This is a genomic window from Streptomyces sp. A012304 (assembly GCF_026008495.1).
Classification (GTDB): Bacteria; Actinomycetota; Actinomycetes; order Streptomycetales; family Streptomycetaceae; genus Streptomyces.
This window is the reverse complement of record NZ_BQUN01000004.1, coordinates 1-15,853: the sequence shown is the minus strand read 5'-3', so window position 1 is coordinate 15,853 and position 15,853 is coordinate 1. Positions and strand designations below refer to the sequence as shown.

General features: G+C 73.8%; 17 protein-coding genes and 1 pseudogene. 9 read left to right on the top strand and 9 right to left on the bottom strand.

Annotated features, from left to right (window positions below):
• Both ALMP_RS01655 and ALMP_RS01650 read left to right on the top strand, forming a co-directional pair.
• The gene (locus ALMP_RS01655; protein WP_264924135.1) at positions 1 to 1,107 is read left to right on the top strand and encodes an NAD(P)-dependent alcohol dehydrogenase; all 1,107 of its coding nucleotides are present in this window, start codon (positions 1 to 3) and stop codon (positions 1,105 to 1,107) included.
• Between the two features lie 110 nt (positions 1,108 to 1,217).
• The gene (locus tag ALMP_RS01650; RefSeq protein ID WP_264924133.1) at positions 1,218 to 2,072 is read left to right on the top strand and encodes a hypothetical protein; all 855 of its coding nucleotides are present in this window, start codon (positions 1,218 to 1,220) and stop codon (positions 2,070 to 2,072) included.
• A gap of 4 nt (positions 2,073 to 2,076) precedes the next feature.
• Here the strand turns inward: ALMP_RS01650 and ALMP_RS01645 are convergent, their stop codons facing one another.
• Positions 2,077 to 2,640 carry a TetR/AcrR family transcriptional regulator gene (locus ALMP_RS01645; protein WP_264924132.1) on the bottom strand — a complete coding sequence of 188 codons (564 nt, stop codon included), beginning with the start codon at positions 2,638 to 2,640 and terminating at the stop codon, positions 2,077 to 2,079.
• Positions 2,637 to 2,999, bottom strand: a complete 363-nt coding sequence (locus tag ALMP_RS01640; protein ID WP_264924131.1) for a DUF1304 domain-containing protein — start codon at positions 2,997 to 2,999, stop codon at positions 2,637 to 2,639. The genes ALMP_RS01645 and ALMP_RS01640 overlap by 4 nt, the downstream gene beginning before the upstream one ends.
• Before the next feature lie 133 nt (positions 3,000 to 3,132).
• Here ALMP_RS01640 and ALMP_RS01635 point away from each other — a divergent pair, with 133 nt between their 5' ends.
• From ALMP_RS01635 to ALMP_RS01625, 3 genes are all read left to right on the top strand, one after another.
• Positions 3,133 to 3,597: a pyridoxamine 5'-phosphate oxidase family protein gene (locus tag ALMP_RS01635; RefSeq protein WP_264924130.1), complete on the top strand. Its 465-nt coding sequence runs from the start codon at positions 3,133 to 3,135 to the stop codon at positions 3,595 to 3,597.
• Positions 3,598 to 3,665: 68 nt separating this feature from the next.
• Complete coding sequence (locus tag ALMP_RS01630) at positions 3,666 to 4,058, top strand: VOC family protein (protein ID WP_264924129.1); 393 nt, start codon at positions 3,666 to 3,668, stop codon at positions 4,056 to 4,058.
• Between the two features lie 118 nt (positions 4,059 to 4,176).
• Complete coding sequence (locus ALMP_RS01625) at positions 4,177 to 4,656, top strand: hypothetical protein (protein ID WP_264924127.1); 480 nt, start codon at positions 4,177 to 4,179, stop codon at positions 4,654 to 4,656.
• A 93-nt stretch (positions 4,657 to 4,749) separates the two neighbouring features.
• On the opposite strand, the gene ALMP_RS01620 is transcribed toward ALMP_RS01625, so the two are convergent.
• From ALMP_RS01620 to ALMP_RS01600, 5 genes are all read right to left on the bottom strand, one after another.
• Positions 4,750 to 5,046, bottom strand: a complete 297-nt coding sequence (locus tag ALMP_RS01620) for a DUF4235 domain-containing protein (RefSeq protein WP_264924126.1) — start codon at positions 5,044 to 5,046, stop codon at positions 4,750 to 4,752.
• A gap of 39 nt (positions 5,047 to 5,085) precedes the next feature.
• Entirely contained in the window at positions 5,086 to 6,105 is a 1,020-nt protein-coding gene (locus tag ALMP_RS01615) for a glutathione S-transferase family protein (RefSeq protein ID WP_264924125.1), read from the bottom strand.
• 518 nt (positions 6,106 to 6,623) lie between these two features.
• Positions 6,624 to 7,076, bottom strand: coding sequence for a nitroreductase family deazaflavin-dependent oxidoreductase (locus tag ALMP_RS01610; protein WP_264924124.1), 453 nt, complete (start codon positions 7,074 to 7,076; stop codon positions 6,624 to 6,626).
• Positions 7,077 to 7,193: 117 nt separating this feature from the next.
• A complete protein-coding gene (locus tag ALMP_RS01605; protein ID WP_264924123.1) occupies positions 7,194 to 7,817 on the bottom strand; it encodes a LysE family transporter in 624 nt (207 codons plus the stop codon).
• 194 nt (positions 7,818 to 8,011) lie between these two features.
• On the bottom strand, positions 8,012 to 9,223 hold the full coding sequence (locus tag ALMP_RS01600) for a serine hydrolase (protein ID WP_264924122.1): 1,212 nt from the start codon (positions 9,221 to 9,223) through the stop codon (positions 8,012 to 8,014).
• 345 nt (positions 9,224 to 9,568) lie between these two features.
• Here ALMP_RS01600 and ALMP_RS01595 point away from each other — a divergent pair, with 345 nt between their 5' ends.
• Entirely contained in the window at positions 9,569 to 11,524 is a 1,956-nt protein-coding gene (locus ALMP_RS01595; RefSeq protein WP_264924121.1) for a M28 family metallopeptidase, read from the top strand.
• Between the two features lie 102 nt (positions 11,525 to 11,626).
• On the top strand, positions 11,627 to 12,157 hold the full coding sequence (locus ALMP_RS01590) for a flavoprotein (protein WP_264924120.1): 531 nt from the start codon (positions 11,627 to 11,629) through the stop codon (positions 12,155 to 12,157).
• Between the two features lies 1 nt (position 12,158).
• On the opposite strand, the gene ALMP_RS01585 is transcribed toward ALMP_RS01590, so the two are convergent.
• Positions 12,159 to 12,641: a hypothetical protein gene (locus tag ALMP_RS01585; protein WP_264924119.1), complete on the bottom strand. Its 483-nt coding sequence runs from the start codon at positions 12,639 to 12,641 to the stop codon at positions 12,159 to 12,161.
• A 206-nt stretch (positions 12,642 to 12,847) separates the two neighbouring features.
• A complete protein-coding gene (locus tag ALMP_RS01580) occupies positions 12,848 to 13,669 on the bottom strand; it encodes a phytanoyl-CoA dioxygenase family protein (RefSeq protein ID WP_264924118.1) in 822 nt (273 codons plus the stop codon).
• 69 nt (positions 13,670 to 13,738) lie between these two features.
• Here ALMP_RS01580 and ALMP_RS01575 point away from each other — a divergent pair, with 69 nt between their 5' ends.
• Together ALMP_RS01575 and ALMP_RS01570 are read left to right on the top strand one after the other, a co-directional pair.
• Positions 13,739 to 14,752, top strand: coding sequence for a helix-turn-helix domain-containing protein (locus tag ALMP_RS01575; RefSeq protein ID WP_264924116.1), 1,014 nt, complete (start codon positions 13,739 to 13,741; stop codon positions 14,750 to 14,752).
• 285 nt (positions 14,753 to 15,037) lie between these two features.
• A pseudogene (locus ALMP_RS01570) lies at positions 15,038 to 15,853 on the top strand (hydrolase); the annotation flags it as partial.

Genomic DNA, 15,853 nt, shown 5'->3' with positions numbered 1-15,853 from the left:
ATGCCCATCACCACCCGCGCCGCCGTCGTCGAGTCCGGCGGCGCGCCCTTCACCCTCTCCGACGTCGTCCTGGACGACCCCGCCCCGCACGAGGCCCTCGTCCGGCTGGTGGCGACCGGCCTGTGTCACACCGACCTCGGCGTGGCGAGCGGCGGGCTGCCCTTCCCGCTGCCCGGTGTCCTCGGCCACGAGGGCGCCGGGATCGTCGAGGCGGTCGGCTCGGCCGTCACCGGGGTCGCGCCCGGCGACCACGTCGTGCTGTCCTTCACCTCCTGCGGCGACTGCCGCAACTGCCACGGCGGCCACCCGGCCTACTGCGCCACCTGGCTGCCGCTGAACCTCATCGGCGGACGCCGCGCCGACGGCTCCAGCACCCTCAGCCGGGACGGCGAGCCCCTCGGCGGCCACTTCTTCGGCCAGTCCTCCTTCGCCGAGCGGGCGCTGGTCGACGAGCGCAGCCTCGTCAAGGTCGACCCCGAGGTGCCGCTGGAGTCGATCGCCCCGCTGGGCTGCGGGGTGCAGACCGGGGTCGGCGCCGTCTGGAACGTGCTGCGGCCACGGACCGGCAGCACGATCGTCGTCCTCGGCGCCGGCGCCGTCGGCCTGTCGGCGGTGATGGCGGCCGCCCTCACCCCGGCCACCACGATCGTCGCCGTCGACCGGGTGGCCGAGCGCCTGGAACTCGCCAAGGAGCTGGGCGCCACCCACACCGTCGACGCGGGCGCCACCGGACTCGGTGAGGCGATCGCGGAGATCACCGGCGGGCAGGGCGCCGACGGCGTCGTCGAGACGACGGGCAACGTCGGCGTCCTGCGCCAAGGCGTCGACGCGCTCGGCGCGCGCGGCACCCTGGTGGTCGTCGGCGCCCCGCCCTTCGGCACCGAAGTCGCCCTGGACGTCAACGGGTTGCTCGGCGGCAAGCAGATCGTCGGCCTCACCCTCGGCGACAGCGAGACGCAGACCTTCATCCCGGCCCTGGTCGAGCTGGTCAAGGCAGGCAGGCTGCCGCTGCACCGCCTGGTCGGCACCTACCCCTTCCAGGACATCGACCGGGCGGTGCGGGACATGACGGAGGGCAAGACGATCAAGCCGGTGCTCACCTTCTGAGAGCGAGGGGTCGCCTTGGGACGCGGTCCCGTCCCACGGCGACCCGCTGAACGTTGCGTCCCCTCCCGGCGTCGCAGGAGCACGAGGTCGACCGGGAGACAGGGGCGGGCATGCGCAGAGGGTTCGTGGCGGTGACGGTGCTGGCGGCCGTGGCGGCGGTGGCGTGCGGCGACGGGGGCGGGCCGGCCGTCGTCGTCGAGGGCACACCGCCCCCGGCTCCGTACGACGGCCCGCTGGACCTCCCCACCCGGGCGCTGGACGAGGACTCCCCGCAGGCGCTGTACGCCGGGTCCGGCGCCGCGGGGCGGGCCCTGGAGTGCGACGGGGAGATCTACCACGGCGGCGGCCCCGACGGCTGGAGCGGACGCGACGGGGGCGGCACACCCGAAGAGGGGTTGAAGCTCTACTTCCACATGTTCGAGCCCGAAGTCCCCCGGCACGGCTACCGAGTGGAGCGCCGCGGCGCCGACCGGGTCCTGTACTCCTTCGACGTCGCCGGAAGGACGAAGGTGGCGGTGGTGGTGGCCCGGGACCAGAAGGGCCGGCCCGGCTGGGGGCCGGAGACCAACGCCTCCTGCGACCCGGCCGAACTCCCGGCGGAGTTCACGGACGCCTCCTGGTACGAGATCTGGACCGACGCGCACGGCGAGCGGCAGCCGGTCTCCAGGATCCACTCGTCCGCAGGCGCCGAGCACTGCGGCTGGCAGGAGGCGCGTTTCCTGGCGCTCGGCCGGGGCCCGGACGCCATGACGTACGTCCGCGACCCCGAGGGCGTCCTCGAACCCGGCATGCTCACCGCGCCCTACGACGGCGACGTCCGCATGCCCGCCGACGCGCGCGACACCGGCTACCGCCTCGGGGACCGGCAGCTGTGGCTGACGGACGACCGCACCACGGCGTACGTCCGCACACCCGACGGCGTGGAGGCCTGGCCTTCGGCCAAGGACGGCGTGGGATGCATGTGAGGCTTCAGCGGCTCGCGTGCAGCGCGACCAGCAGCTGCCACACCTGATCGGCGATGTCGGCGGGCGTGGCCTCCAGCAGCCCGTGCAGCCAGTCGGCCAGCACCCCGGCGAAGGTGGCGGCGACGGCCGACGCGACGAGCGGGGCGTCCGCCGCGCCCGCCCGCTCCCTCTCCCGCAGGCTGTAGGCCCGCAGGTCCCGGTGCAGGACCCGGCCGAGCGGCCCTCCGCCGCCCGGCGCCAGCAGTGTCCGGTACAGCGCGGTGTGCGGGGTGAGCGAGGCGAAGAACTCCGCCAGCGCGGCCGGGGCACGCACCGGATCGGGCCGCCCCCGCCAGGCGTGCAACGCCTCCACGGCCTCGCGTACGACGTCCGCGCAGGCGTCGACCGCGAGGGCCTCCAGGTCGTCGTAGTGGACGTAGAACGTGGCCCGGCCCACGCCCGCCCGGCGGACCAGGGCGGCCACGCCGACCTCGGCCAGCGGCCGTTCGGCGCACTCCGCGAGCAGGGCCTGACGCAGCCGCGCCCGGGTGCGCGCGGCCCGCGGGTCCCCGGGCTCGGGGCGGGTCACCGCGCGAGCAGCACGGCGGCCAGGGCGATGGCGCCGGGCAGTGCCTGCGCCACCAGGATGCGGACGTTGGCCGTGGCCGCGCCGTAGACACCCGCGACGATCACGCACGCCAGGAAGAAGACCTGGACGCGGAACCCGGTCGGGTCGGCCGCGACCAGTCCCCACACCAGGCCCGCCGCGAGGAAGCCGTTGTACAACCCCTGGTTGGCGGCCATCGCCGCGGTACGCCGCGCCATCTCGCGGTCGAAGCCGTGGAACGACATCCCCGGCTTCCGCTGCCACAGGAACATCTCCATCACCAGGATGTACACGTGCAGCGCGGCCACCAGCGCCACCAGAACGTTCGCGACGGCTTCCATGTCCTGCCTCGTCTCTCGTCTCTCTCTTCTCGACAGGTGTCATGGACAGCTGTCTTGGACAGGTGTCCACTATAGCTGGACACCTGTCCAGGAAATCCCGGCCGTTGTCGGTGACGGCAGTCACACTGGAGGCATGACTTCAGCACCCGCACGCTCCGCGCAGCAACGCAAGAAGGACACCCTGCACCGGCTGGAACAGGACATCGACGCCTGGGTCGCCACGGCCGCCGAGGACGGCGCGGCCCCTTACCTGGTCCCGCTGTCCTTCGTCTGGGACGGCGCGACCTTCCTGTTCGCCACACCCGCCACCAGCCCGACCGGCCGCAACCTGCTGAGCAGCGGCGCCGTGCGCCTCGGCATCGGCCCGACCGACGACGTCGTCATGGTCGAGGGCACCGCGACGTCCGTGCCGCCCGCCGACCTGCCGGAGGAGGACGCCGAGATCTTCGCCGGCAAGACCGGCTTCGACCCCCGCCGGCTGGCCGCGCCCTATCTCTACTTCCGGGTCCTGCCGCGACGGATCCAGGCCTGGCGCGCGGCGAACGAGATCGAGGGACGGGAGCTGATGCGCGACGGGACGTGGCTGGTGGCCGACTGAAACCGGGGTATCCGCATGGTCCGGGGCGGCGGACGTCCGCCCCGCTGCCGAGAACCCGCGGAGGAGACATGGCACTGGTGAATGCGGGCTTCGTCGTGCTCGACTGCGCCGAGCCCGAGAAGCTCGCCGAGTTCTACAAGGGGCTGCTGGACGCCGAGGAGACCCTCGCGACCGCCAACCGGGTGGAGGTCACGGGCGCCGGCGGCACCCGGCTCGCCTTCCGGCGCGACATGAACGCGACCCCGCCCAGCTGGCCCCGCCCCGAGAACTCCCTCCAGGCCCACCTGGACTTCCTCGTCGAGGACCTCGACGAGGCGGAACGCAGGGTCGTGAGCCTGGGCGGCCGCCCCCTGGACGCCAAGGGCGCCCCCGGCCCCTACGAGGAGCGCGGCTACGCCGACCCGGCCGGCCACTCCTTCACCCTGCGCCGCCTGCCGCCCACGGCCCCGAAGCAGGGTTGACGGCACCCTGCCCGCTCACGGCTCCGCCTCGACCGGTTGTCCGAAAAGCGAAGGGCGCCCCCCTCTGAATTGATCTAGTGTTCGAATCTCGTGGTCGAACATCACAGAGGGGGGCGCCATGCGTCGAACAGTGAAGACGATTTCGGCGGGAGCTGCCGTGCTCGGCAGCGTCATCCTGGGTTCCGGCACTGCCGTGGCCGCGCCGCAGTGGCAGTCCGTCGGCAAGATCACCAGCTGCGAGAAGAGCGTGGCGCACACCGCCGTCGGCGGGGTGAACTTCCAAGGCTGTCTCGTCGTCAGCGAGCTGGGCCGCGCCCAGGTCGTTCTCGTCGTGAACAATCATTCCGGCAGAGCCGTCACCGTCTCCGGAGCCATCACCAGCGATTTCGGTGACGCCTCCTGCGAGCAGATGACGCTGAGCAGCGGTACCCAGCGAGCCTGCTACGGACCCACGGCGGCCGTCCCCGACTGCTACGACTGGGGAGCCGGAGCCACCGGTGGCCCCTACGGCGGCACCGTGCGGTTCACCGTCAACGGGGTGACGAACGAGGCGAAGTCCTCCACGGTCTGCCTCAACTGGGTCGACTTCCCCGGGTGACGGGTCCGGGCCCCGCCGCCCTTCCCGGGACGGCGGGGCCCGGAACGTCACCGGTTGCCCGTCGGCGCCGGCGCGACCGGCCCGGCCGGCACCTCAGTCCCGGCCCCCCTTCTCCTTCGCCGGCCACACACCGGTGGACCGTTCGATCGCCTTCGCTCCCGTACGGTCCGCCGCGCTGCGCACCGCCGCGAAGATCGCGCCCTGGATCGCCGCGGCCAGCAGCACCTCCCCCCAGCCGCGGTCGCGGTCCAGGGCGTCGGGTGCGTCGTCCTCGTGCCGGATCGCCTTCCATGTCTTGCGGAAGGCCAGGCCGGCCAGCCATCCGCTCGCCCAGCCGAACACGAAGCCGATCGGCTGGTAGACGAGGGGGAGTTTCTGCTTCTTGCCCACGGGGGCCTCCTTCGCGTAGGACGAGCAGGACAACAGGGGTCAGGGGCGGCCCCGCGCCGGCACCTCCTCGCCGGCGCGTACCGGGCCGGGCGGTGTCCCGTCCCCGAACGGGCGCCCGCCCAGCTCCTCGCGGTGGTGCGGGGTCAGCCACCCGGAGGGATCGGGACCCAGCGGCACGATTCTGGTCGGGTTGATGCCGGTGTGCACCTGGTAGTAGTGCCGTTTGATGTGGTCGAAGTCGACGGTGTCACCGAAGCCGGGCGTCTGGAAGAGGTCCCGGGCGTACGCCCACAGCACCCGATCCTCCGTCAGCTTCCAGCGGTTGCACTTGAAGTGGCCGTGGTACACGGCGTCGAAGCGCACCAGCGTGGTGAACAGCCGGATGTCCGCCTCGGTGATCGTCTCGCCGACCAGATAGCGCCGCCCGGCCAGCCGGGACGACAACCGCTCCAGCCGCCCGAACACCGAGGCGCAGGCCTGCTCGTACTCCCGCTGACCGGTGGCGAAACCCGCCCGGTAGACACCGTTGTTGACGTCCTCGTACACCTCGGCCATGACCGAGTCGATCTCGTCGCGCCGCCGGTGCGGATAGAGGTCGGGCGCGCCCGCGCGGTGCAGGGCGGTCCACTCGGTGGCGAGGTCGAGGGTGAGCCGCTGGTAGTCGTTGGTGACCAGCTGTCCGCTGGGCACGTCGACGACCGCCGGCACGCTCACCCCGCCCGGGTGGTCCTTCTCCCGCCGCTCGTAGGCCTCGGCGAGGTAGCGGATGCCGAGGACCGGGTCGCGGCCCCCCGGATCGAGGGTGAAGCGCCAGCTGCGGTCGTCCTGGATGGGGTCGGTGAGCGCCAGCGACAGCGCGTCCTCCAGCCCCAGCAGCCGCCGGGAGATCACCGCCCGGCTCGCCCAGGGGCAGGCGCGGCTGGCTACCAGGCGGTAGCGGCCCGGCTCCACGGGCCAGCCGTCCCGGCCGTCGGCGGTGATCCGGTCGGTGAAGTGACTCGGGGACCGTTCGAACGCCTGGTGCCCGTACGCGCTGTTGCCGGCGCGCCCGTCGCGCATGGTTCCTCCCGCCGCGGTGGTGTGTGTCCTGCTCAACGCGTTCCCCGTTTTCCGCGGACGGCACGGTTTTCCGCGGACGGCACGGGGCGAGGGGGGGCCGGCCGGGGCGGCCGGCGGCCGTTCAGCCGGTAGAGCTCCAGCCGGCTGGACGAGGCGATCAGGTCGGCCCACCTCAGGGCGGCCCGCGGCCAGCACGTGGCCGAGCCCGTCGGAGTGGGCGGCAGGACCTGGAGAACCGCACCTCGGCGAGATCAGCCTGGAGTGCTCCCGCGCCGGGGCCTCCCCGCCCGAGTCGACTGCACCCGGCTGACCGGTGCGCTGGGCCGGATCGACCAGGCCCTGGACGACACCGCGCACTGGCGTGAGAACCGTCCGCGGCAGGGAAAAGCCCCGCCGCGACGGGGGAACGCGGCGGGGCCTGATCCTCGGGTGCCCGGCGCGGGACCGTCCATGCGCACCCGAGCAGAAATTTTTTTACGGATCTCTCCGAGCGGTCTTTCCGTATGCCCCGAGGCTCTCTACGCCTGCCCCTCGGCCGGCTCCAGGACGAAGACCGGTATCACCCGGTCCGTCTTCTTCTGGTAGTCGGCGTACGGCGGGTACGCGGCCACGGCGCGTTCCCACCACTCGGCCTTCTCGGCGCCGGTGACCTCACGGGCCGTCATCTCCCGCTTCACCGGGCCGTCCTGGAGTTGCACCCGGGGATCCGCCTTGACGTTGTGGTACCAGACCGGGTGCTTCGGTGCCCCGCCGAGGGAGGCGACCGCGGCGTACCGGCCCTCGTGCTCCACCCGCATCAGCGGCGTCTTGCGGATCTTCCCGCTCTTCGCGCCCCGGGTCGTCAGCAGGATGACGGGCCAACCCGTGTCCATGAGAGTCGTCCCCTCCGTGCCACCGGAGCTCTCGTACAACTCCACCTGGTCGCGCACCCACTTGGTCGGGCTGGGCTCGTACTCGCCCTCAAGAGGCATGTCTTCCGTTCCCTTCGTGTCGCGTCCGACTGCGTCCGACGTCAACACCGGCGGGGGCGCGTTTCATCCGGGCCGGTTCCCGTCCGAGGTCAGCGGGGGGCCGCGGCCGGAGGGAGGTCACAGCAGCATCCGGACGGCGAGCGCCGTCATCACCCCGCTGGACACCAGTGCCGTCACCAGCCGCCCCCGGTGTCCGGTCAGCGCGCGGCCCAGCAGGGCGCCGCCCCCGGCGAGCAGCAGCTGCCAGCTCGCGGACGCGACGAACGCCGCCAGCACGAACACACCCTGGTCCACAGGGCGTACGGCGTCGGTCGTGCCGGTGCCGAGGACGAGCGCGGCGAAGTACACCACGGTGGTCGGGTTGAGCAGGGTGATGCCGAGCAGGCTCAGATAGGCCCGGGCCGGGCCCGGCGGGGCGGGAAGCGACCGGGTGGCGAGCCTGTGGGCCCGGTAGCGGCGTACGGCCGTGACCGCGCCCCACGCGGCCAGCGCCAGCAGCACCAGGGCGGAGGCCCAGCGCAGCGGCCCCAGCAGCGGGCGCAGCGCGGCGGCGACGGCGGAGCCGCCGAGGGTGGCCAGGAGGGCGTACAGCCCGTCGGCGGTGGCCACGCCGAGCGCGGCGCACGCACCGGTGCGCAGGGACGTGCGGGCGGTGAGGGAGACGAGGTAGGTCCCGACCGCGCCGACGGGGACGGCGATGCCGTAGCCCGCGACGAGGCCGGCGACGAGCGCGGCCGTCACCGGCGCGCGGGCTCGGGCCTCCGCGGACGGCAGGGCTGCTGCTGGAGCGCCGCGGCAGGGACGGCGGCGGACAACGGCGGCAGCGGGGAGAGGAGGGTTCGCATGGCCAGATCGTGGGGGTGCGGCCCCTGCCGCGGCAACCGGTTTTGGCGGCGACCGGTCTCGGGGGCGGCACCCCGGCAGCCTGCACGGGTTCAGGGCCGGCGGCCGAGCAACGCGCAGACGAAGTCCTCCTGGAGAGCGCGCAGCCGCTTCACCCGGGCCGGCGTGAGCGTCTTGTTGATCTGGGTGGTCACGGTGAAGGTCAGCGAGCGGCGGCCGTCCGGTGTCGCCGCGGCCAGCTGGGTGTAGCCGGGGAAGTTGCCGGTGTGCCCCAGCACCACCCCGCACCGCGTCGCGTAGCGGAAGATGCCCAGCCCCACGCTGTTGTGCCCCGGCCCTGCGGGCTCGGACGCGCCGGACCGCCACCGCCGCTGCCGGTGCACCACGGACCGGTCGTACAGCTTCCCGCCCGCGTAGCCGCGGATGAAACGGGTCATGTCCGCGGGGGTGGAGACGATGCCGCCGGACGCCCACACACCCGAGGCGCTGAGGACCTCGCTGACGTCCTCCGGCGGCGGGGCCCCGGTCACGTCGTAACCGTGGAGGTAGGGCGCCGGCATCCGGTGGCCCTGCGGCAGGCTGGTGTCGCGCAGGCCGAGCGGCCGGTACACGAGTTCGCGCAGCAGCCGCTCGTACGGGGTGCGGGTGACGGCCTCCGCCATCAGCGCGACGGCGATGTTGTCGGAGTTGGAGTACCGGTACCGGGTGCCCGGCGCGAAGCGCAGGGGCTCACCGGCCACATGGTCGAGCAGGCGCCGCGAGTCGAAGCGATGGCGCGGGTCGGCCCGCAGGACGCGGAGGAACGCGGGGCTCTCCGTGTAGTCGGGCAGGCCGCTGGTGTGGTTCAGCAACTGCCTCAGCGTCACCGCGCCCCAGGCGTCGGGCAGTCGCGGCAGACGCTCGCCCAGGGTGTCGTCCAGCTTCAGCCGGCGCCGGTCGACCAGGGACAGCGCCACCGCCCCGCTGAAGGCCTTGGCGGTGCTCGCGATCCGCATGTGGTCGTCCGGGCGGGGCGCTCGGCCGGTCCGCAGGTCGGCGACCCCGGCCTCGACGACCCGGCTCCCGCCGTCGCCGCGCAGCACGGCGATGACACCGGGCGGGCCGCCCGGCTCGTCCACGAACTTCTCGATCAGGCGGTCCAGCGCGCGATCGCCCGGCGGCCGGGGCGTGCCCGTCGAGACGGCCGAGGCGTCGCCGGACACGAGCGCCGGGACGAGGGACCCCAGGCAGACGGTGAGGACGGCCGTCGCCCGCAGGCGTCCCCGGAACGGGGTGCGGCGGGGTGGTGCGCAGCACAGAGGCATCAGGGCTCCCGAAAGGGTTCGGTCGGTACCGCCGCCAAGCCTTCCGGCCCGGGACACTCCCCGCTCCTCGCATTGCTGCACTCGGCTCAGCCGCGCCCCGCCCGGAACGACCACGCCTTTCTCGTTTTCTCTTCACATTTTGCGGTGTCAACCATTCCCTGAATCAGGGGGGTTGCGGGGCCGCGGGGCGCAGGAGGAGCATGGGACGCGGAAAGCCCGCGCTGTGACCTGCGGTGACTCGGCCGGACGAGCGGACGGAAATGGCCGCAGGAAAGGAAAGAGACCGCGCGGGTGCGGAAAGAACGTGTCGACTCGGGGACCGGTCCACTCCGTGGAGGCGCTGAAATGCCCGTCCTTTTCTTCGACATCGGGGCGACCCTGGCCGACCCGCGATTCGAGGCCGACGGCTCGCTGACCCTGCTGCCCCGGCCGCGTGTCCTGAGCGTCCTCGACGCCTTCCGCGACATGCGCAAGGGCGTCATCTCCAACCCGGGCCCGGGCCGAGCCGCCGCCGCGCAGGCCGCGTCCGCCCTGCACGAGGCGTTCCCGGGCCGGTTCACCGACAACGCGCTGCTGCACTGGGGCGCGAAGACCAGCCGACGCATCTTCACCGAGGCGGTCGCCGGCACGGAGACCGAGGAGGACCCGGCGGTCCCCGCCGACCAGTGCGTCTTCGTCGGGGAGGACGCCCAGGAACGCGCGTTCGCCCGGGAGGCCGGGCTGCGCACGGCGGCCCACCCCGTCTTCACCCTCGCCGCCCTGGAGAACCGTCCCGTCCACTTCGCCCGGATCACCCTGCCGGAGGGCGCGGGACTGCGCCGGCTGGAGGCGGTCGTCGGCGACACCGAGGTCGTGCCCCTGCACGTCGCCTCCGAACGGCTGGTGCTGGTCATGGCGAGCACCCGAGGGACGGAGGCGCTCGAACAGGCCGGGTTCGCCGTGGACCTGCGCGGCCCGGTGCAGGAGATGGCCGCCTTCCTGATCCGCGACGACCGCCCGCTGTCGAACGCGGCGCCGGCGCCGAGCGCCGCCTCGGCCTTCGGCCGCGTCGTCGAGGAACTCTCCGCGACCGCGGCCCCGGCACTCGTCCCGTTGGGCCCCGCACCGGGCGGCGTCTACGTCGCGGCGCCCGCCGACGTCCCGATCGAGCAGGTGCACCTGCCGGGCGCGAAACCCGGCCACACCGAACGGCTGCTGCCCGACCCGGCCCTCCTGTCCCGCCCGGGCGGGACACGGGCGCCGGAAGCGGCCGGCCGCCCCCCGCGGGACCCTCGGGCGCACCCGGCCGCCGCGGCCGCGTCCGGTGACGGGCTGCCCTCCCCGGACACGATCGCCGCGGTGCGCGCGGCCGTCACCCCAGAGGTGCTGCGCGGCCACGTCGCCCGCATCTCCGGCGTCGAACCGCTCGACGACGGCGAGCCCACGACGGTCCGCAGCCGGGACGTGTCCGCCGAGGACAACCCACGGGTCGTCGAGGCACTGGCCCGCCGCTTCCGGGACCTGGGGTTCAGGGTGCGACTGCATCCGTTCCGCTGGCACGGGCGCCGGCTGTTCAACGTGGAGGCCGAGCACCGGGTCCCCGGCGCGGACTCCAGCGTGCTCATCACCGCGCACCTGGACTCCACCGCGGCGAAGGGCGACTTCACCGGCCCGGACGGCCTGCCCCGCCACTACGACCCGGCCGTGGATCCCGCACCCGGCGCCGACGACGACGGCAGCGGCACCGCAGCGGTCATGGCGGCGGCCGAATGCCTGAGCGCGCTCCTCGCGGACGGCGCCACACCGGCCCGCACCGTGCGCTTCGTGCTCTTCAACGCCGAGGAACAGAGCATGGTCGGCAGCAAGTTCTACGCGCGGGCCGCCGCCGCGGCGGGCGAACGCATCGCCGGCGTCTTCCAGATGGACATGATCGCCGGTCGTCGGCCCGGCAGCACCCCCACCGTCGAGATCCACTCGGGCTCCTCGGTACCGGGCCCGGTCGAGGACGCCTCCGACGCGCTGGGCGCCCTGGTCGCCGGCGCCGTCCCCGTCCTCGACCGCGACCTGCGCGTCCAACGGCTCACCGGCCCCGACGACCCGGCGATCGGCCGCAGCGACCATGTGAGCTTCCACGAGCGGGGCTGGGCGGCCGTCGCCGTCTGCGAGGACCTGTTCCCCGCCGCCGGCGGCGGGGAAGGCACGGGCACCCGGCAGTACCACACGCCCGGCGACACCCTCCTCGACCAGGACTACGACACCCGCTTCGCGACCGCGATCGCCCGCTCCGTCACGGCGACCGCCCTCACCCTCGCGGGCCTGTGAGCGCAGGACGCCGACACCGGGCCGCGCGCCCGCGGCGGGAGAAGCTCACCGACGCCTCACCCGGCGGCGGGCCGTGCGGCTCGACTATGTAAGGTCGCGCGGGTGACCGAACAGGACGAGTTGCCGCCCTTCCTCTACGTCGTCGTCTGCGCCGCAGGCGTCGCCTCCGGCGTCGGCAGTCTCATCACCGCCGCGCAGGAGCGGGGGTGGCACGTCGGCGTCATCGCGACGCCCCTGGCCATGAACGGCTTCTTCGACGCCGACTCCGTCGAGGCGCAGACCGGCCGCCCGATCCGCTCCGCCTGGCGGAGCCCCGCGGACCCACGGCCCTTCCCGGAGCCGGACGCGGTCGTCGTCGCCCCGGCCACCTTCAACACCATCAACAAATGGGCGGCCGGCATCGCCGACACCCTCGCCGTGGGCACCCTGTGCGAGGCGGCCGGCCTCGGCGTGCCCATCGCCGCGCTGCCCTGCGTGGCCGACGCGCTCGCCGCCCACCCCGCCTACCAGGACAGCCTGATACGGCTGCGCGGGATGGGCGTGCGCTTCGGCGACCCCTACGGCGACGCGGACACCGGGGACGGCGGCCGGCCGGAGTTCGCGTGGGAGCGGGCGCTGGACCTGGTGGAGTGAGTCAGACCCCCGCCGCCGTCGGCGCGGTCAGGGTCAGCGTCGCGTGCACCGTGCCGACGACGTCCACACCGGCCGGCTCGGAGCGGACCCGTACGGTGGCCGTGAAGTCGTAGGTGCCGGGGCCGGGGTGCGCGTGCGAGCCCGGGAGCGTGCCGGTGGCGACCACCGTCCCGGAGCGGCGCGCGGTCCAGGTGCCCGAGGTCAGGCAGGCCAGGCGGCCGCCGGAGCCGGGCCGCCGGCAGCCGGCCGGGGCGGACACCGCCATCAGCGGGCCGCCGCTGTCCGCGCACAGACTGACCTGCGCACGCTGGCCGCCCTCGCCGTACAGCACACCCGCCGGCGTGCACACCGTCGCCGGTTCCACGGCCGACGGGGCCGAGGGCGCCGGCGGCGGGCCGGGCAGACCCCACGCGGGGGAGACGAGGGCGAGGGGCAGCACGGCCGCTCCGAGCAGGGTCCTGAGCTTGGTCCGTCGCGTCGGCACCGGGTTCCTCCCGCGGTCGTCGACCGGCCGGACACCGGTCGCCTGCGCCGAGGATGCGCGAGGGGCCGCCCGGCCCGCGGCTCCCACGCCGTGCAGTCACCTGGGGGCAGCAACGCGCCCGGGCCCGCCACCCGCGACCGAGCAGGAGACCGAGGAGCCGGAGCGGCCCTACGTCCCCCACCCGATCGCCGGCCACCAAGGCGCCGCTAATGCGGTGCTTGCGGTTCGAACCCGGTGCCGCACGGGCCCGCGCCCTCGCTCCCGGGCAGCGGGACGCGCTCCCCGCTCATCGACAGCGTGCGGTAGAACTCCCCGATGCGCTCGGCCGAGCGGCCGACGTAGTGCCCGATGAAAGAGCGGCGGAACCGGTCGGCGGTGCGGTTGGGCTGCGAGCCGTGCACCAGACTGCCGTTGAAGAACAGCACGTCACCCGGCGCCATGTCGACCGGTACGGGCTCCAGACCGGGCGGCGGCGGCACGTACTCGCGCGCGAACGACACCTCCGCGTCCGCCTGCTGCGGGCAGAACACCTCCATCCGGTGGGTGCCCGGCACCACCTCCAGACCGCCGTTGTCCCGGCCGATCTCGTCGCACGCCAGCCAGGCCGCCACACAGGTGCCCGGCTCCACGCGCAGATAGAAGTTGTCCTGGTGCAGCGCCTGGCCGCGGGCGCCCGGCGGCTTGAAGTAGTACATGCTCTGCGCGGCCAGCACCTCCTCGCCGAGCAGCGCCTCCAGCGCCTCGCGCAGCCGCGCGTCCAGCAGTACCCGGCGGGCGAGCGGGCTGATCTCGTGCGGGTGCATCACCCGCGGCCAGGCGTCCAGCGGGTCGCTGCCCGCACGCGGCTCGAAATGCCCCGGCACCCGCCGCCCGGCCGTGTGCAGCGCCGTGAACTCCTCCCGCAACCGCTCGACCTCGTCGTACCCGAACAGGCCGCGGACGACGGTGAAGCCGTCCTCCCGATACTGCCGCAGCCCCGCGTCCGTCAGGATGGGAGCCCCGGCGGCGTCGATGCCCATGACTGTCATGCGTACCCTCCTCGGTGCGCTGCCCTCGGCCCGCCACGCTAGGCGGACGCGAGGTCCCGGAGGATGCCCATGGGTGCTGACGACCTGCCCGGGACTGCCACGCCCGGCGATCCGTCCCCGCCGCTCGGCCTGGTGGTCGTCGGCCACTTCGACCAGGGGCCCGGCTACGGCGTCAACCGGCCACACGGCTCGGACAGTTGGCTGTTCACCTGGACCACGTCCGGCCGGGGCCGCCTGCGCCAGGGCCGCACCGGGACCCGGGCCGGCCCGGGCGACCTGACGATCCTGGCGCCCGGCGTCCCGCACCGCTACGCCACCGACCCCGACGCCTCCCACTGGCGCTTCTGGTGGACCCACTGCCAGGCCCGCCCCACCTGGACCCCCTGGCTTCGCCCCTACGAGAGCGGCGACGGCGTGTACGTCGTCGGCCCCGTACCGCACGATCTGCGCGAGCGGCTGGAGGCCGCGTTCCGGCGCGCGCACAGCGGGGCCCGCCTGGCCGGCGGCGACCTGCCCGGGGCGGAGCAGCCCACCGGTCCCGGCCTGCCGGGCGGCCCGCCTGCCGGCATCGCCGTGGCCCACGCGACGGTGGCCCGGGAGCTCGCGCTGTGCGCGCTGGAGGAGGCCGTCCTGCTCGCCACCGCGTCCGCGCGCTCGCCCCTGCCACCGCCGGGCGGTGACGACCGGATACGACGCGCCCAGGACCGGATCGCCGCCGACCCGGGCGCCGCGCACACCGTGCGTTCGCTGGCCGCGGAGGCCGCGTTGTCCCCCTCACGTTTCGCGCACCTGTTCACCGAGCAGGTCGGGCAGTCACCGATGCGGGCGCTGCGGGAGGCGCGGCTGCGGCACGCCGCGCGGTTGCTGGAGGTCACCGGGCTGTCCGTGGAACGGGTCGCGGCGGCCTCGGGATTCGTCAGCCCCTTCCACTTCACCCGCCTCTTCCGAGCCCGGTACGGGATGCCGCCCGGCGCGTACCGGGACGGAATGCGCGCCGCAAATCACCCACCCGAAAAGGACACAAATGTAGGGACCACCCTTATGGCGAACCGTATGACGAACCGTGTCGCCGACCCTGATTGACGTTCCGTCAAAAGAGTGCGCGCCGTGCGCAAAGCACAAAACCGTGAGATCCCTTGTTCCGCCTCCACCGCCTGTGCGAAGGTGTGCCTTGTCGGCGCACGGACAATATTTTCTCTCACCGTGCGCATGAGGCACCTCTCGTCCGGACTCCCCACGCTTCACAAGAGCTGCGTCACGCGGACGCCGAGATGCCGACCCCTTGCGAGAGACCCCGCCACCGCTCGGCGGGTTCGCATACCCGTTGGTATGGACTTTATGCCGCATGTCCCCGGGAGGAATGCACCCGTGAATGACGCAGGCCTGTCGAATTCCCCTTCGGCGCGCCGCTTCGAGGTGACCGACGAACAGCTGAGCGCGGAGCTGAAGAACTGGACGGGAGCCTCGCCCGCGTTGCAGCCCGTCGGTGAACTCCTCGACCGGCACTGGGAAGCGGCCTTCGCCTACGCCCGGCTCTGCGCCGACGGGGAACGCGCGGCCGGCATGCTCACCACGGCGGCTTTCACCCGGCTCTTCGGAGAGACCCTGCGGCAGAACGGCCCCACCGCCGCCTGGCGCCCCCACCTCCTGGTCACCGTGCGCCGCATCGCCGCCGAGTGGGACACCGACGGCCGCCGCGACCTGCTCCACGCCGAGCTGCGCGCCGTCGAGGGCGACACCGAGCGCCTCGCCGCCCGCCTGCTCCCGCCCCCGAACCGACGCCTGCTGTCCCGCGCGTTCCAGCGGCTGCCCCAGTCCTCCCGCTGCCTGCTGTGGCACACCGAGGTCGAGGCCGAACCCCTGGCCGTTCCGGCCGGTCTGCTCGGCCTGGCGGAGGACTGCGCCCGCGTCGAGCTGCGCCGGGGCCGGGAGCGGCTGCGCGAGGAGTGCCTCCAGCTCCATCGTGAACTCGCCGTCGACGAGGAGTGCCACCGCTACCACCGGCTGCTGGACGTCACCTGGCGCCGCGGCGGCGTCGACGTCGACCCCGACCTGCGCGCCCACCTGGACCGGTGCCGGCACTGCGCGCACACCGCCGACCAGCTGAAGCAGCTCGACGACGGCCTCGCCGTCGCCCTCGCCGAGGCCGTGCTGGGCTGGGCCGCCGGTGCCTATCTGGAGGTC

Coding starts and splice junctions, on each gene's coding strand:
- ALMP_RS01655 (WP_264924135.1), top strand. CDS start 1: ATGCCCATCACCACCCGCGCCGCCGTCGTCGAGTCCGGCGGCGCGCCC.
- ALMP_RS01650 (WP_264924133.1), top strand. CDS start 1,218: ATGCGCAGAGGGTTCGTGGCGGTGACGGTGCTGGCGGCCGTGGCGGCG.
- ALMP_RS01640 (WP_264924131.1), bottom strand. CDS start 2,999: ATGGAAGCCGTCGCGAACGTTCTGGTGGCGCTGGTGGCCGCGCTGCAC.
- ALMP_RS01635 (WP_264924130.1), top strand. CDS start 3,133: ATGACTTCAGCACCCGCACGCTCCGCGCAGCAACGCAAGAAGGACACC.
- ALMP_RS01630 (WP_264924129.1), top strand. CDS start 3,666: ATGGCACTGGTGAATGCGGGCTTCGTCGTGCTCGACTGCGCCGAGCCC.
- ALMP_RS01625 (WP_264924127.1), top strand. CDS start 4,177: ATGCGTCGAACAGTGAAGACGATTTCGGCGGGAGCTGCCGTGCTCGGC.
- ALMP_RS01615 (WP_264924125.1), bottom strand. CDS start 6,105: ATGCGCGACGGGCGCGCCGGCAACAGCGCGTACGGGCACCAGGCGTTC.
- ALMP_RS01610 (WP_264924124.1), bottom strand. CDS start 7,076: ATGCCTCTTGAGGGCGAGTACGAGCCCAGCCCGACCAAGTGGGTGCGC.
- ALMP_RS01600 (WP_264924122.1), bottom strand. CDS start 9,223: ATGCCTCTGTGCTGCGCACCACCCCGCCGCACCCCGTTCCGGGGACGC.
- ALMP_RS01595 (WP_264924121.1), top strand. CDS start 9,569: ATGCCCGTCCTTTTCTTCGACATCGGGGCGACCCTGGCCGACCCGCGA.
- ALMP_RS01580 (WP_264924118.1), bottom strand. CDS start 13,669: ATGACAGTCATGGGCATCGACGCCGCCGGGGCTCCCATCCTGACGGAC.
- ALMP_RS01575 (WP_264924116.1), top strand. CDS start 13,739: ATGGGTGCTGACGACCTGCCCGGGACTGCCACGCCCGGCGATCCGTCC.